This is a genomic window from Sphingomonas sp. (genome assembly GCF_048595155.1).
Lineage (GTDB): Bacteria > Pseudomonadota > Alphaproteobacteria > Sphingomonadales > Sphingomonadaceae > Sphingomonas_I.
Window position 1 is genome coordinate 76,318 of sequence record NZ_JBMDXN010000018.1, and the last position, 15,386, is coordinate 91,703.

At 64.7% G+C, this 15,386-nt stretch carries 12 protein-coding genes; 10 read left to right on the forward strand and 2 right to left on the reverse strand.

Features of this window, described 5'->3' with window-relative positions; all coding sequences use genetic code 11:
* Window positions 1–49 precede the first annotated feature (49 nt).
* Entirely contained in the window at window positions 50–2,182 is a 2,133-nt protein-coding gene (locus tag ACOJSI_RS03730; RefSeq protein WP_420136917.1) for a hypothetical protein, read from the forward strand.
* A gap of 22 nt (window positions 2,183–2,204) precedes the next feature.
* Here ACOJSI_RS03730 and ACOJSI_RS03735 read toward each other — a convergent pair whose 3' ends face one another.
* A complete protein-coding gene (locus ACOJSI_RS03735) occupies window positions 2,205–4,775 on the reverse strand; it encodes a TonB-dependent receptor (RefSeq protein ID WP_420136918.1) in 2,571 nt (856 codons plus the stop codon).
* Window positions 4,776–4,989: 214 nt separating this feature from the next.
* Here ACOJSI_RS03735 and ACOJSI_RS03740 point away from each other — a divergent pair, with 214 nt between their 5' ends.
* From ACOJSI_RS03740 to ACOJSI_RS03780, 9 genes are all read left to right on the forward strand, one after another.
* A complete protein-coding gene (locus ACOJSI_RS03740; protein ID WP_420136919.1) occupies window positions 4,990–6,111 on the forward strand; it encodes an ABC transporter substrate-binding protein in 1,122 nt (373 codons plus the stop codon).
* Window positions 6,108–6,971, forward strand: coding sequence for an ABC transporter permease (locus ACOJSI_RS03745; protein ID WP_420136920.1), 864 nt, complete (start codon window positions 6,108–6,110; stop codon window positions 6,969–6,971). The genes ACOJSI_RS03740 and ACOJSI_RS03745 overlap by 4 nt, the downstream gene beginning before the upstream one ends.
* The gene (locus ACOJSI_RS03750; RefSeq protein WP_420136921.1) at window positions 6,968–8,587 is read left to right on the forward strand and encodes an ATP-binding cassette domain-containing protein; all 1,620 of its coding nucleotides are present in this window, start codon (window positions 6,968–6,970) and stop codon (window positions 8,585–8,587) included. The genes ACOJSI_RS03745 and ACOJSI_RS03750 overlap by 4 nt, the downstream gene beginning before the upstream one ends.
* Before the next feature lie 48 nt (window positions 8,588–8,635).
* On the forward strand, window positions 8,636–9,751 hold the full coding sequence (locus ACOJSI_RS03755) for an LLM class flavin-dependent oxidoreductase (RefSeq protein WP_420136922.1): 1,116 nt from the start codon (window positions 8,636–8,638) through the stop codon (window positions 9,749–9,751).
* 37 nt (window positions 9,752–9,788) lie between these two features.
* The gene (gene soxC / locus ACOJSI_RS03760; RefSeq protein WP_420136923.1) at window positions 9,789–11,048 is read left to right on the forward strand and encodes a sulfite dehydrogenase; all 1,260 of its coding nucleotides are present in this window, start codon (window positions 9,789–9,791) and stop codon (window positions 11,046–11,048) included.
* Window positions 11,041–11,631: a c-type cytochrome gene (locus ACOJSI_RS03765; protein ID WP_420136924.1), complete on the forward strand. Its 591-nt coding sequence runs from the start codon at window positions 11,041–11,043 to the stop codon at window positions 11,629–11,631. The genes soxC and ACOJSI_RS03765 overlap by 8 nt, the downstream gene beginning before the upstream one ends.
* A complete protein-coding gene (locus tag ACOJSI_RS03770) occupies window positions 11,628–12,380 on the forward strand; it encodes an SDR family NAD(P)-dependent oxidoreductase (protein ID WP_420136925.1) in 753 nt (250 codons plus the stop codon). Before ACOJSI_RS03765 ends, ACOJSI_RS03770 begins: the two co-directional genes overlap by 4 nt.
* A 25-nt stretch (window positions 12,381–12,405) precedes the next feature.
* Complete coding sequence (locus ACOJSI_RS03775) at window positions 12,406–13,422, forward strand: aldo/keto reductase (protein ID WP_420136926.1); 1,017 nt, start codon at window positions 12,406–12,408, stop codon at window positions 13,420–13,422.
* A 92-nt stretch (window positions 13,423–13,514) separates the two neighbouring features.
* Window positions 13,515–14,147: a DJ-1/PfpI family protein gene (locus ACOJSI_RS03780; RefSeq protein WP_420136927.1), complete on the forward strand. Its 633-nt coding sequence runs from the start codon at window positions 13,515–13,517 to the stop codon at window positions 14,145–14,147.
* 102 nt (window positions 14,148–14,249) lie between these two features.
* On the opposite strand, the gene ACOJSI_RS03785 is transcribed toward ACOJSI_RS03780, so the two are convergent.
* Window positions 14,250–15,290: an alpha/beta fold hydrolase gene (locus ACOJSI_RS03785; protein WP_420136942.1), complete on the reverse strand. Its 1,041-nt coding sequence runs from the start codon at window positions 15,288–15,290 to the stop codon at window positions 14,250–14,252.
* Window positions 15,291–15,386 lie beyond the last annotated feature (96 nt).

The window sequence follows — 15,386 nt, forward strand, 5'->3', positions numbered from 1 at the left end:
GCGCTTTGGCAATGGCCCCGAGGAAGGATCGGTTCAGGTTTTGCTGCGTATGACCCAGAGGATGCGTCCGCTTCGCCTTATCGCCGCCGCTTTGACGTTCACGGTGCCCGCCGCCGCCTATGCGGGGGAAAGTGCTCCGTTCGACCTGGCCGGGCCAACATTGCGCGTCTCCGTCACGCACAACGGGCAGCGTCTGCCCATCGACAATGTCCCGCAATTGGCGGCCGGGGATCAGATCGACGTGCGGGCCGATCTGCCGAAGGATCAGTCCGCCCATTATCTGCTGATTGCCGCCTTCCTGCGCGGATCGACCAACCCGCCCCCGGACAAGTGGTTCACGCAATCCGAAACCTGGAAGAAGAAGGAGAGCAAGGGGCTGTCGCTGACGGTGCCAGAAGGGGCGCAGCAGATAATGCTGTTCCTGGCCCCTGCCACCGGAGGCGATTTTCCCACGCTGCGCAACGCGGTGAAGGGCCGCCCCGGTGCATTCGTGCGTGCTGCCCAGGATCTGGCGCAGGCGTCGCTCGATCGGCGCCGGCTGGACACGTATCTTGCGGCTGTCCGCAAGCCTGCCCCAGGCGATCCGGACAGGCTGGAGCGCATGACGCCACTGCTGGCGCGCAGCCTGCAGATCAAGGTGAATGCCGACTGCTTGACCAAGGCGCCGGAATTGCAGGCGGCGTGCCTGTTGCAGAACCAGGACTCGCTGGTGTTGAACGATGGGCATACCAATGAGATAACCGACGCGCTGGCGGGACCTGGCGTTGACCTGGCGCTGCAGTTTAGCGCCACGCCGCAGGGCGGCCTCGGCTATTACAGCCCCTATATTGGCGCGGTGCGCGACATTATCGGGATGTTCGCCTCGTTCCACACCGCCAAATATCAATATATCCCGGCGCTCGCGACGACGGACGGCGACCGGATGATGCTGATCCTGAATTCGGCGCCCTCTTTCCGCAACCCAAAGTCGGTTCTGGTGGCGGCGCTGCCGATCGTGGCGCCGGTCCGTATTCCCCCGTTGGAGATTGCTGAGCGCGATGTGTCGATCTGTGCGCAGGCCGACGAAATGCTGCTACCGGTCAGCGGCGCGCCGCTGATCTACGCCACCCGTTACGCCCATGATCTGGGCTTGCGTGTGCAACTGCCAGGCGGCCGTACTCTGGACCTGCCCGCCCAGCCGGATGTGGAGCGCGGTGGGCTGATCGTGCAGTCGCGCGGAAAAGTGCCGATGGATCTGACGATGCCGATCAAGGCGACGATCCACGGCATCTGGGGCTTTCAGCCGTTCGACGGACCAACGGTGAATTTGCAGCCGGCCCAAGCGGGCAAGTGGCGGCTTGCCGCCGATGGCGGAACCGCAAAGCGTGATGGCAAGGTCGAGTTGCTGGGCGGGGCAGCGGCCTGCGTCAGCCAAGTCTCGCTGGGCGAAGGCGATGGGCGGGAGTTGAACTGGAAGCGGCTTGCGCCAGACCGGATCAGCGTCGCTCTGACCGGCGACATTTCGGGTGGGGCCACGATCCGGGTGGCGGGCCCGTCCGGAACGGAACCCGACAAGATTGCCATTGCCGGCGCTCCGCCGCCCCCGCGGTTGGCGGTGTCGTTGATCGCGCGGCATACCGAACGGCCGTCCGCGGTCGCCCCGGTCCGCATCATCCTGCCTGACGACGACCAGATCCCCAGCGATGCGACGGTTCGCCTATCCTTGCGCGCGGGTACGGGCATGCGCTTCACCGGGGGTGAGACGGTCGAGATCGCCGCCGGGTCGGGCGGAGAGGTGGCGCGCTTGAGCGTCGGCAAAGGCCTGTTGCTGGCGGACGCGCAGGTGGCGATCGCGACCTTCCAGCCCGCTGCCGATCTCGGCACCTCCGCCTTCGGTCCGCTGCGGGCGCGGGTGATCCGCGACGGCGTTACCGGCGACTGGTTGCCGATCGGTACGCTGGTGCGCCTACCGACCATCCGGCAGTTGCGTTGTCCGGATGATGCGTCTGCCCCTGCATGCCAGTTGATGGGCGACAATCTGTTCCTGATCTCTGCCGTCTCGGCGACGCCTGGCTTTGAGAATAGCGCGACCATCCCCGACGGCTATCCCGGCAACAGCATTCAAGTGCCACGCCCGGCCGGCAAGACGCTGTACGTGCGCTGGCATGACAATCCCACCGGCGGCGGCCAAATAGGCGAGTGAGGTAGGTCGATCGTTTCTGACCTCAAAGCTTTGCCCTGAAGGTCAGCCCATAGCGGGCAGGTTGGTTGTAATTGACGGTGCGGCCGAGATAGGCGGTGACGCCGGCACCTGACGGCGCCGCGAGCAGCGCCTGCGAGATGATATTCTTCTCGTTCGTCGCGTTATTGGCGTAGAGCGAGATATCGTATTTCCTGTCGTCCAGCCGGACGCCGGCGCGCAGGTTCAGGTTAAACTGGTTCGGCACCTGCGTGTAGATCGACTGGGTGACGCCCGTTCCGTAGGAACTTGTGTAGGAATATTGCGCGTAGGAATAGAATTCGGTCCTCGCCGCGATCCTGACGTCCCACGACGGCGTTACCGACAGCGCCCATTTCGGCGAATAGGGCGCGCGCTGCCCCTTGGCGTTGATATTGGCGATACCGTTATAGCTTAGCTCCGCCGGTGCGGGCAGCGATGGCGCGCGGGTATAGATCGAATCGTTATAATTGCCGTCAAAGGTCAGGCTAACGCCCGAGCCCAGATTGGCCCCGACGCTCCATTCGAAGCCGCGCGCCCGGATGTCGCCGACATTGGTCGCGCCGCGCTGGGGCGTGCCGTTAGGCAGGGTGAAGGATACAGATGTCTGAAATCCTTCGAGCTTTTCTTGATAGGCCGCAAAGGCAAGCGTCACCCGACGATCGAACAGCGATGCCTTCAGCCCCGCTTCCACATTCTTGGTCTTGGTCGGTGCGACCGGCGGCGCGCTCGGATCGAGCGAGCGGTTGTTGAGATCCAGGCCGCCCGCCTGGAAGCCGGTGGCGTAGGTGACATAGGTCGTGAGGTTGGGCGTGATCTTGTACGACAGGCTGACCGTCCCGGAGACATTGTCGTTCGACGTCTTGATGTTGAGCGGGTAGCCGGTCGCGGCCACTGTCGTGGGATAGCCCGGCACGGTATAGGTGAGGCCGGCGTTGCGCTGAACCGCATCGATCGCGTTATAAAAGGCATTGAGCTGCGCGTTGGTTATGCCCGCGGGCAGCGATGTCGGAAGCTGGCTGGTATCGACCGGGCTGCTGCCATTCTTACGATCATAGGTGTAGCGCAGTCCGCCGGTCAGATCCAACGCGCCGCTGATATGCCAGGTCGCCTGGCCATAGACGGCGGCGTTCCTGTTCTCGACGCGCGTATCCTCGATAATCTGCGCGCCGGTCAGCTGGGATCGGAAGGACAGGGGGATCGGCGTGAAGGCGTTACCCGCCAGCGTGTTGTAGGCATTGTACCAAGGGATCACGTCCGCGCCGAACTGGTGGACGACGTAATGATCCTTCAACTTGGAATAATAGAGGAAGGCGCCGACCTGCCATTCGATCGGCCCGCGCTTTTTGGAGGCAAGGCGGACTTCCTGGCTGAACTGGTCGCTGTGGCTGATTGCCATATTCTGGTAGATGTCGATCGGTGTGCTGTCGCTGTCCTGCGGCGGATTGAATGTCCATAGCCGCCACGCGCTGATCGATGTCAGCGTCGCCCAGTCCAGATCATAATCCGCAGTGAGCGAGATCCCGGCATTCTTCGTGCGCATGTGATTGTAATTGTTGGTGATGCTGATGCGCGGGTCGACGGTTTGCACCCAATTTTGGACGCCGCCGAAGTTGCTGAGCTGCGCCAGGGCGTTGCGGGCGGTGGTCACGCGCGCCTGCTGCGCCGCCGTCGTGTTGATGCCCCAATTGCCGGGACCGAAAATCTCGACGATGCCGCCGCCTGAACTGTAGCCGGCCGAGCTGTCGCTTTCGACGTTCAGGTCGCCCGACAGGTTGATCTTGAGATCGCCTGCGTTGAGCAGGACTTGCTGGCGGATACCCCAGCGCTTGGTGCCGGCGGTTTTGTCATCGTCGGTTGCCGTGGGGGCGTAGATGCCTTTCTGGGCTGCGGCGTCCTTGAAGGGCCGTCGAAAGGGCGTTGAGATCCAGCCGTCGGAGCGCGTGCCATAGACCGCGGTGCGGAAGGCGATCTTGTCGCTCAACGGGCCGGTCACGATCGCCTTGGCCTGTGCGAAATTGTAGCGGCCATAGGAGACTTCGAACGTCTGCCCGGGCGTGAAGCTCGGCTTGTTGAACGTGACATTCAACGCGCCTGCCGCCGCATTCCGACCGAACAAGGTACCCTGCGGGCCGCGCAGTACCTCAAAGCTTTGCACATCGACCAGATCCTGGAGAACCTGGCCCGGCCGGGCCTGATAAACGCCATCGAAATAGACGCCGATCGCGTTGTCGAGGCCGTCGGCCGCTGTCGGCGCATAGCCGATGCCGCGGATAGTGACCGAGAAATTGCGCGGATTGCCCCCGGTCGAGTTCAGGCCCGGCGTCTGGTCGATCAGGCTCTGCAGGTCGATCGTCCCCTTGCGTTCCAATGTCTCGCCACTGATCGCCTGAACGGAAATGGGCACGTCCTGAATATTCTCGGCGCGCCGCCGGGCGGTCACCACAACCTCATCCCCGGCATCGGCGACGCCGCCGGGCACAGCATCGGCCCGGGCGACCGTCGGTGCCGCCAGCGTCGATGCGGTCGCCAACAGTGCAGACACGAAGATGGAACGGTTCATCCGATAGGCCCCCATTTAATTTCCTACTAATGAAGTGGGTTTTAGTAGAAAGTGAATTTCCTACCTGGTAACTAGGGAATCTGGGGCGTGAGGAAGTTTTTCTGCATCGCCGCCTGTGGAGGACCGATCCATCATGGCGGTCGGACGGGAGAGCGGATGTGCCCAAGGTCAAGATGATGCGGCAATGCGGCTTCAAGCGGTGCGTGATCGATCGTGACAGCGCATGCCTGTGGACCGGGATTTCATTGGTCTGATGGCAGAGGCGGGGTCCCGCTGGCCGAGAGGATCGGCCACGCTCGGCGCGATTGTTGCTTTGTCGATCGCCCTGCTCATCGCTTTCGCGCCGGCACGCCGCGGGGCCGAAGCGAAGGACGGCCTTCCTCTTACCGCGCCGCTGCCCGATCGCGTCCCGCCAGGTGTCGTCTTGCGGGTCGGCGATCCCGTGATGCGGTGGGTGTTCGAGCATAACGGCTGGGACAAGCAGCTGCCCTTTCGGATCGAATGGGCCGAAATCTCCGGAGGCCCGGAAGTCACCGAGGCGTTTCATGCCGGCGCGCTCGATGTCGGCTTCGGCGCGAGCGTACCTCCGATTCATGCGGCCTGGACGGGTATTCCCGTGCGCATCATCGGCTTCCGCGAATATGCCGATCGCGGCGCCCGCCAGGCTTTCATTTTCGGCATCGCGCCCCATGCGCAGGTGCGCACGATCGCGGATCTGCGCGGCAAGCGGATCGCTTTCAGCCCCAGCCAGGTCCAGGCGCAGGTCGTCATCGAAACGCTGAAAGTGGCGGGTATACGCCGCGACGAAGTGACGCTGGTTGAATTGCCCTCCAGCATCGGCGGGGATGTCTATACCAACGCCCTTGCTTCGGGCGCGATCGACGTTGCGCCGATCCGCGCGGATCTCGTCGCGCAACATTATCTCCGCGATTACGGCCCGAAGGGCGCGCGCCTGCTGCGCCATCCGCCATTCCGGGATGACGGGGGCAGCATCTACGTGCCGGAAACCGCGCTGGCGGACCCCGGCAAGGCCGCCGCGCTGCGTATCTTCGCGCAATATTGGGGGCGTAACTGGGCGTGGATCAACACGCATCAGGAAGAATTGGCGCGCGGTTATTATGCCGGAAAGCGCGGCCTGCCTATCGCCGATGCCCGCATCATGGCGCGTTATATCGGCGATGTCGTCGTGCCCCGTAACTGGGCTGCAGCGATCGCCTACGAACAGGCGGCAATCGACACGCTCGGGCCCGAGACGAAGCGTCCCCGGCTGGATGCGGCCTCCCTCTTCGATCGTCGCTTCGAAAGCATCGCAGCCGACGGCTTCACCGCAGCACAAGGAAACCGGTCATGAATGCCTATTCGGAGGGGCTGCACGTGCCTGCATCCGCGGGGCAGGCGCGGCCGGTACCGCTTGCGCCACGCGGGCCCGAGCCCAAGCAGCGTCTTAGCCCCGGCAAGCCCGCCCGCTATGGTACGCTGCTCGGGCCAGCGTTGCTCCTGCTTTATTGGGGCGTGTTGTCGCTTACCGGCTGGCTCGATCCCCGCATCCTGCCCGCACCCTGGACGGCGTTAACCACCGCGATCGACCTCATCCGGGAGGGGCGCCTGCAGGAAAATCTGGCCATTTCCGCGTGGCGCGCCCTGACCGGCTTGGGATTCGGTGTGGCCGTCGGCGTGGTGCTGGCGCTGGTTTCCGGCCTGTCGCTGCTCGGTGGCTACGTCATCGACGGGCTGGTGCAGATCAAGCGCGGCATCCCGATCCTGGCGCTGATCCCTTTCATGATCCTGTGGCTGGGCATCGGCGAGGCGATGAAGGTCACGCTCATCGCCACGGCGGTGTTCTTCCCGGTCTACATCAACACCCATAATGCCCTTCGCGCGATCGACATCCGGACGGTCGAGCTGGCGGAGACGGTGCGGCTGAGCCGGTGGCAATTCCTGCGCTATGTGGTCGTACCTGGATCGCTGCCCGGCTTTTTGACGGGGCTACGCTTTGGCGTGACATCCTCCTGGTTGGCGCTGGTCGTGGTCGAGCAACTTAACGCCACCAGCGGCATCGGCTACATGGTCACGCTCGCGCGCAATTATGCCCAGACCGACGTGATGCTGGTCGGGCTGGTCCTCTACGCCCTGCTGGGCTTCGGCTCGGACGCGCTGGTGCGGTACCTCGAACGACGTTTGCTCAGCTGGCGCAGGACGCTCGGTCGATGAGCGCGGCGGTGGATATTCCGGCCGTGCAGGTCCGCGGCCTCGTCCGCACGTTCACCTTGAAGGGCGTGCTGAACGGTATCGATCTCGACATCGCGCCCGGCGAATTCGTCGCGCTGCTCGGTCGCAGCGGATCGGGCAAGAGCACGTTGCTCCGTGCGCTTGCTGAGATCGACCATGAAGCCGAGGGCGTCGGCGAGATCCGCCTGCCCGAGCGTATCTCCGTAATCTTCCAGGATGCGCGGTTGCTGCCGTGGATGCGCGTGCTCGACAATGTCCTGCTGGGCGTTGCCGGGCAGCGCGAGCGGGGGCGCGAGGCGCTGGCGGAAGTCGGCCTCGCCGGCCGTGAGCGCGCTTGGCCGCACGAACTTTCGGGGGGCGAGCAGCAGCGGGTCGCGCTCGCCCGTGCGCTGGTGCGCGAGCCCAAGCTGCTTCTGGCGGACGAGCCGTTTGGGGCGCTGGATGCGCTGACCCGTATCCAGATGCACACGCTGCTGCGGCGACTTGCCGACGTCCACAATCCTGCCGTCCTGCTGGTCACGCACGATATCGACGAAGCGATCCTGCTCGCCGATCGTATCGTCATGCTGGACGATGGCCGGTTAGCAGCGGACCTTCCCGTCAGGTTGCCGGAAAAGGGCATTGCGCGGCGCGAACGCATCGCGGAGCTGCGGGCATTGCTGCACCGAATGCTGGGGGTAGAGGAGGCGCCTGCTGACTATCGCGAAGATGCAGAGTCGACCCCGACGCCGAATGAGGGCGATATCGGCGCTTTCAAGAAGCTGCTCACGCCGCCCGACGCGGCGGACACCGCCCGCCAGGCACGCATCTACGAGCGCTATCGGGAGGTGCTGGAGACCGCGCCCGCCTGGAATGACACGCTCGATACGATCGTCTCGCATCGATCCGTCCGCGCCTATTTGCCCAATCCGGTGCCGCCGGGCACCGTGCCACTGTTGGTCGCGGCCGCGCAATCGGCTGCCACCTCATCCAACCTTCAGCCGTGGAGCGTCGTTGCGGTCGAAGATCCGGCGCGCAAGGCGCGACTGGCGGCGCTGGCGGGCAATCAGAAGCAGATCCTGCAGGCGCCACTTTTCCTGCTCTGGATCGTCGATCATCACCGCCTGACCGAGATCGGCAAACAGGTCGGCACGCCTGCGGACGGACTGCATTATCTGGAAAGCTTTCTGCTGGGCGCGGTCGACACGTCGCTCGCCGCGCAGAATGCGGTGGTGGCCCTGGAATCGATCGGCCTTGGCAGCTGCTATATCGGCGGCATCCGCAACAAGCCGGCCGAAGTTGCGGCCGAGCTCGGCCTGCCGCCCCAGGCGTTCGCCCTCTTCGGCTTGACCGTCGGCTATCCCGATCCGGCTGCACCTGCCTCGGTCAAGCCGCGGCTCCCGCAAAGCGCGGTGCTGTTTGGCGAGCAATATGGAGCGCCTGCTGCGGGCGCGATCGCAGCCTATAATCAGCGCCTGCGCAGCTTCCAGCGCGAGCAAAATATGCCCGAGCGCGACTGGACCGAGCAGGCCAGCCAGCGCGTGCGTGGCACCGCGTCCCTCGCAGGACGGCATCTGCTGCGCGGCATCCTCCACCGCCTTGGCTTCCGGCTGGAATAGCCGCGCCACCACATCCCCTCTTCCTTCTTCCAGCACCATGGAGGTTCCATGTCCAACCCCTCTGAATTCCTCTGGTATATCCCCAATCAGGTCGAAGGCGGCCATCGCGGCGACACCAGCGATGCCGCGCCCGCGAGCCTGGACACGCTCACCAGCCACGCCCAGGCGCTGGAGGATCATGGCTGGAAGGGCGCGCTGATCGGCACCAGCTGGGGCCGGCCCGACACGTTCACAGTCGCGACTGCGCTCGCGGCCCGCACCAAGACGTTCGAGCCGCTGATCGCCATCCGCCCCGGCTATTGGCGCCCGGCCAATTTCGCGGCGGCGGCGGCGACGCTGGACGAGCTGACCGGTGGGCGTGTCCGCATCAACATCGTCTCGGGCCAGGACAATCTCGCCGCTTATGGTGACAGCGAGGGTGATCAGGCCCATCGCTACGGCCGCACGAAGGATTTCATGCGGCTCGTCCGCCGCCTGTGGACGGAGACGGACGTCACGTTCGACAGCGAGCATTTCCGCGTGACCGGCTCCACTATCGCGCCCCGGATCACGCCGCGCGGCGAGCGCCTGCATCCGCGTCTCTATTTCGGCGGCGCGTCCGAAGCCGCGGAGCGCGTGGCAGCGATCGAGGCCGACGTGCAGCTTTTCTGGGGTGAACCGCTGGATGGCGTGGCCGACCGCATCGCCCGGCTGAAGCGGCTGAGCCGGGACCTGGACCGGGATCTGCCCCCGCTGCAGTTCGGACTGCGGATCACGACGCTGGTCCGCGACACGACCGAACAGGCCTGGGCCGACGCTGAGGCGAAGGTAGACGACATGGCCGCCAAGCAGAACCATGTGGACGAGCATCGGCGCGCGCCGGCGGTCGGCCAGCAACGGCTGCTCGACCTGCATGCACGCGGCGAAGTGCTGGACGACAATCTATACACTGCACCCGGTCGCTATGGCGGCGGCGGGGCGGGGACGACCTGGCTGGTCGGATCGGCGGCGGAGGTTGCCAGCTCGCTCCGGAAATATCGCGATCTGGGTATCACCCACTTCGTCCTGTCCGACACCCCCTATCTGGCCGAGATCCGACGGCAGGGTGACCAGCTGCTGCCGCTGCTGCGTGACCCGCCGGCGTCGGTCGGGGAGCGCGTGCTCCAGGCCGATCAGGTCGGCTGACGACGGGCATACGGCCGGCCCGCTTTCAGGCAATGACATGATCGAAGAGGATCGCGATCGGGCGGAGCATGTCGCCGGCGGCGGCTTGCTCCATCGCCGCGCGCTGCTAACCGCCGCGATGGTATCGGCTGGGGGGCTGATAACGAACGCCGCTGCCGCCGGCGGCGCAGCGCCCGCATCGATGCTGAAGCCCGGCGCGCCGCTGTCGGGCTATGGCACGCGCGCGTCTTCGGGTGCTGCGGTCCAGCGGATCGTTCCCAAGCTCAGCTTCCCGGGCTCGGGATCGTCCCGCACCCCGCTGCACCTGCTGGAAGGGACGATCACGCCTAATGGCCTGCATTTCGAACGGCATCATAATGGCGTGCCAGATATCGATCCGGCGCAGCACGAACTTCTCGTGCACGGATTGGTCCGCCAACCCTTGCTATTCCGCTACGACGATCTGCTGCGCTACCCGCGGCACAGCCGCATCCTGTTCGTCGAATGCTCGGGCAATAGCAGCGCGATCGGCGCGCCGCAGCCTGTGCAGGTGAGCGCGGGCCAGCTCAACGGATTGCTGTCCTGCGCGGAATGGACCGGAGTGCGGCTTTCGAGCTTGCTGGAGGAAGCCGGCATGGCGCCGCAGGCCACATGGGTGCAGGCGGAGGGCGCCGATGCGGCCGCCATGACGCGCAGCATCCCGCTGTCGCTCTGCCTGGACGACGCGATGATCGCGCTGTTCCAGAATGGTGAGCCGCTGATGCCGTCGCAGGGCTTGCCGATGCGGCTGCTGCTGCCCGGCATGGAGGGCAATGCTTCGGTCAAGTGGCTGCGCCGCCTGAAGCTAATGGCCGCGCCGGCTCTCTCGCGTGAGGAGACGGCTAAATACACCGATCTGCGAACCGACGGGAAAGCGGACCTCTTCTCGCTGCGCATGGGCGTCAAATCGATCATCCTGCGACCGTCGTTCGGGCTGGATCTGCGCGGCCGGGGCTATCAGGAAATCAGTGGCCTGGCGTGGACGGGCAGGGGACGGATCCGCAGCGTCGAGGTCTCGGCGGATGGCGGCGCAAGCTGGGCCGAGGCCGCGCTTGACGGACCCATCTTGCCGGCCGCGCTGACGCGCTTTCGCATGCCGTGGCATTGGAACGGTGCCCCTGCTGTCCTGATGAGCCGCGCGACGGATCAGACCGGTGCGGTCCAGCCGCAGCGGGCCGCGTGGATCGCCCGCTATGGCGTCGGCCAAGGCTATCACAGCAACGCCATTCAGGCATGGGGCGTCGATGCGCAGGGGCGGGTCGCCCATGTCTATGCGTAGGTCGATCCTGGGCGGCGCTGCCGCTCTGCTGGTGCTGGCCGGCGCGCGTGCGAGGGGGGGCGCACCGGCGGCGACGGCGGGGCCCGCGCTCGGCCGCCCCGTGTCGATCGACGTGGTGCGCGCATGGGACATTACCGTGGCCAGCGATGGTGCCGGGCTTTCACCGGGTGAGGGCTCGGTCGCGGAGGGACATGTGCTGTATGATGCGAAATGCCGGTCCTGCCACGGGCCCGCGGGGGTTGGCGGTATCGCCGATCGGCTGACTGGCGGCATCGGTTCGCTCGCTTCGGACAAGCCGGTCAAGACGGTCGCGAGCTACTGGCCTTACGCCCCAACCTTGTTCGATTATATTCGACGCGCGATGCCGCTCACGGCACCCCAGTCGCTCGGCGATCGGGATGTTTATAGCCTAGTGGCCTATCTGCTCTCGATCGACGGCATCGTCGCCGCCGATGCGGCGCTCGACGCGTCCGGCCTGGCTCGGATCAGAATGCCGAACCGTACAGGCTTCGTCAGCCTCGCGCGCCAGCATTTCGATGGTAATGCCGAGCACGCGACAATGGCGAGAGCTACGGGAGAATGACTGTGAAGACTGCGATTGTAACCGGGGCGACCTCCGGCATTGGCGAGGCGACGGCACGGGCTCTGGCGGATGCAGGCTGGCAGGTGATCGCCACCGGCCGCCGTGCCGACCGGCTCGCCCCGCTTGTGGACGCCTATGAGGGCCGCGTGCATGCGGCCGTGTTCGACGTTCGCGACGAAGCCGCCCTGGATGCCGCGCTGGCCGCCGTGCCGGATCGCTTCCGGGAGATCGACCTGCTGGTCAATAATGCCGGTCTCGCGCTTGGGACCAAGCCGGCGCAAAATGCCAATCTTGATCAATGGCGCACGATGATCGATACCAACATCACCGCGCTCGTCACGATCACCCATCGCCTTTTGCCCGGCCTGATCGAACGCAAGGGGGGCATCGTCAACGTCGCTTCGGTTGCCGGAACCTACCCCTATCCCGGCGGCAATGTATATGGCGGCACCAAGGCGTTCGTGCAGCAATTCTCGCTTGGTCTGCGCAGCGATCTTCATGGCACCGGCGTGCGCGTCAGCGTGATCGATCCCGGCATGGTCGAGACCGAATTCACCTTGGTTCGCACCGGCGGCGACCAGACCGCATCGGATACCCTCTACTCCGGTGCCAACCCGATGAAGGCGCAGGACATTGCAGCCACGATCCTGTGGATCGCGACGCTGCCGCCGCACCTCAACATCAATGAGCTGGAACTGATGCCGGTCAGCCAATCCTATGCGGGCTTCCAATACGCCCGCACATCCTGAACAACGTCACGAGGAAACCACGTCCATGTCCATCCGCTATCGTTATCTTGGCCGCTCCGGCATCAAGGTCGCGCCGCTGACGCTCGGGACCATGATGTTCGGGGAGCAGACGGACGAGGCGACTGCGCACCGCATCATCGACAAGGCGCGCGACCAGGGCATCAACATGATCGACACGGCGGATGTCTATAATCGCGGACAATCGGAAATCGTCGTCGGCACCGGCATCAAGGCACATCGCGATGAGTGGGTGGTGGCCACGAAATTCGCGAACGCAATGGCGCCGGGGCCGAATGGCAGCGGCCAATCGCGCAAGTGGATCATTCGCAGCGTGGAAGACAGTCTGCATCGGCTTGGCACGGACTATATCGACCTGCTTTATTTTCACCGCGCGGTGTTCGACGCACCGCTAGGGGAGGCCGTGCGGGCGATCGGCGATCTCATCCAGCAGGGCAAGCTGCGTTACTTTGGGGTTTCCAACTTTCGCGCCTGGCGCATCGCCGAAGTCTGTCATCTGGCGGATCAGTTCGGGATGGATCGGCCGATCGCCAGCCAGCCGCTCTACAACATCGTCAATCGCGTCGCCGAGGTGGAGCAGCTGCCCGCCGCGGATTATTACGGGCTCGGCACCGTGTCGTTCAGCCCTCTGGCGCGAGGTGTGCTGACCGGAAAATATCAGGCGGATGCAGCGCCGGCAGCCGACACGCGGGCCGGGCGTGGCGACAAGCGGATGCTGGAAACCGAATGGCGTCCGGAGTCAGTGACGCTGGCGGCGAAGATAGCGGATCATGCGCGGGCGCGCGGGATCGATCCTGTCGCCTTCGCGATCGCCTGGGTGCTCAACAACCGGCTTGTCACCAGCACGATCACGGGGCCCCGCACCGAAGCGCATTGGGACAGCTACATCAAGGCGCTGGACGTGACCTTCACTGCCGAGGACGAGGCGCTTGTCGACAGCCTGGTCACCACCGGCCATGCCTCAACCCATGGATTCAACGATCCCGGTCATCCGATTGAGGGGCGCGTCGCTCGGATCGGTTAGATCGGCGCTTGCCCTGCTGCCCGATTGTCGGCCATCGCTTGGCATAGCTGCGCTGCGGATGGTGCAGGACGATCAGCCAAAGGAGGATGGTGATGGCGCAATCGCACGATGGTGACCCCGCGGCATCGGGGCAGAAGCGGATCGGCATCATCCTCTTCAACGAATTCGAGACACTGGACGTTTTCGGTCCCGTGCAGATGTTGGGACGGCTGCCCGATTACCGGCTGGTCGCGATCACGCAGGATGGTACGGCAGTGACATCCTCTCAGGGATTGATCAGCCTGGCCCATCATGCCTTCTTGGATGCGCCTCATCTCGACATCCTGCTCGTCCCCGGCGGCATGGGCACGCGCCGCGAAATCGAAAACCTCGTGCTTCTCGACTTTCTGCGCGCGCGCAGTGATGACGCCGATTATGTGACGTCCGTTTGCACGGGTGCGGCGCTGCTTGCGAAAGCCGGGATATTGGACGGCCGCAACGCGACGACCAACAAAGCCGCCTTCGATTGGGTCGCCGGTCAATCGGACAAGGTGGCGTGGCAGCGCCATGCGCGTTGGGTCGCAGACGGTAAATTCATGACATCTTCCGGCGTGTCGGCAGGCACCGACATGGCACTGGCACTCGTCGCCAGCTTGCATGATCGCGACACTGCCGAGAAGACGGCGCGCGAGGCCGAATATGTCTGGAACGATGACCCCCACAAGGATCCGTTCGCGATAGACTAGGGCTTCCGTTCAGCCATTAGTCCGTGACGTGGCGAGGCAAAGCCTCCTTTTAGGATCAAGTCCGAGTCCGGCTTCCGCGGCCGGCATATCGCTTGCCAGGCTTCACACCGCCAGCGCGCTTGCGTCCAGCACGGCCGTCGCAAAAGCCTTGGGCGCCTCTTGCGGCAGGTTGTGGCCAATGCCGCCGCTGATCAGGCGGTGCTCGTAGCGGCCTGTGAACTTGGTCCGATACATCGAAGCGTCAGGGTGCGGCGCCCCATTGGCATCGCCTTCCATGGTGATGGTCGGGATCGTGATCGCAGGTGCAGCCGCCAGCCGCGCTTCCATGGCATCGAATGCGCGCTCGCCATCAGCAAGCCCAAGGCGCCACCGATAATTGTGAATGACGATCGCGACATGGTCCGGATTATCGAAGGAGACGGCCGAGCGCTCAAATGTTGCATCATCGAACGCCCAACGCGGCGATGCGAGCTGCCAGATCTGCCGGTTGAACGCCCTTGTGTTAGCGCGATAACCGGCTTGGCCGCGCTCGGTCGCGAAGTAAAACTGATACCACCATTGCAGTTCTTGGGCGGGCGGCAGCGGTTTGGTGTTACCGGCTTGACTGCCGATCAGATAGCCACTCACCGATACCAGTGCCCGACAGCGCTCCGGCCACAGTGCAGCCATGATAGCCGCAGTACGCGCCCCCCAATCGAAGCCGGCAATCACGGCCTTGCTGATACCCAAGGCATCCATCAAGGCAATCCCGTCTGCGCCCAGTGCGGCCTGTTGGGCGTTGCGGGCTGTCGTCGCGGATCGGAACCGGGTCGTGCCATGTCCCCGCAAGTGCGGGATTATCACGCGGTGCCCGCGCGCCGCGAGCATCGGCGCCACCTCGGCAAAGGCGTGGATGTCGTAGGGCCAACCGTGGAAGAGCAGGACAGGCGTTCCATCGCGTGGCCCGATATCGACATAGCCGATGTTCAACACGCCGGCGTCGATCTGCTTGAACGGGCCGTAAATTGGTGATGATTTGGCGGGCTGCGGCGGTTCGATCCCTTGCGCGAACGAAGACCCTGCGATCAGCGCGCCGGCCGCCATAGCCGCGCCTCCAAGAAAATCCCGCCGGCGCGGATCTGGTAAATCAAAGCGGTCGATCATGATTGTCCGCGCGCTCCCGCTGGCACCGGCATTGCAGTCGAGCGGATTTTCAACTGTGAGCATATCGTGACACTCTTTTTGCGCAGAGCTGTGTTA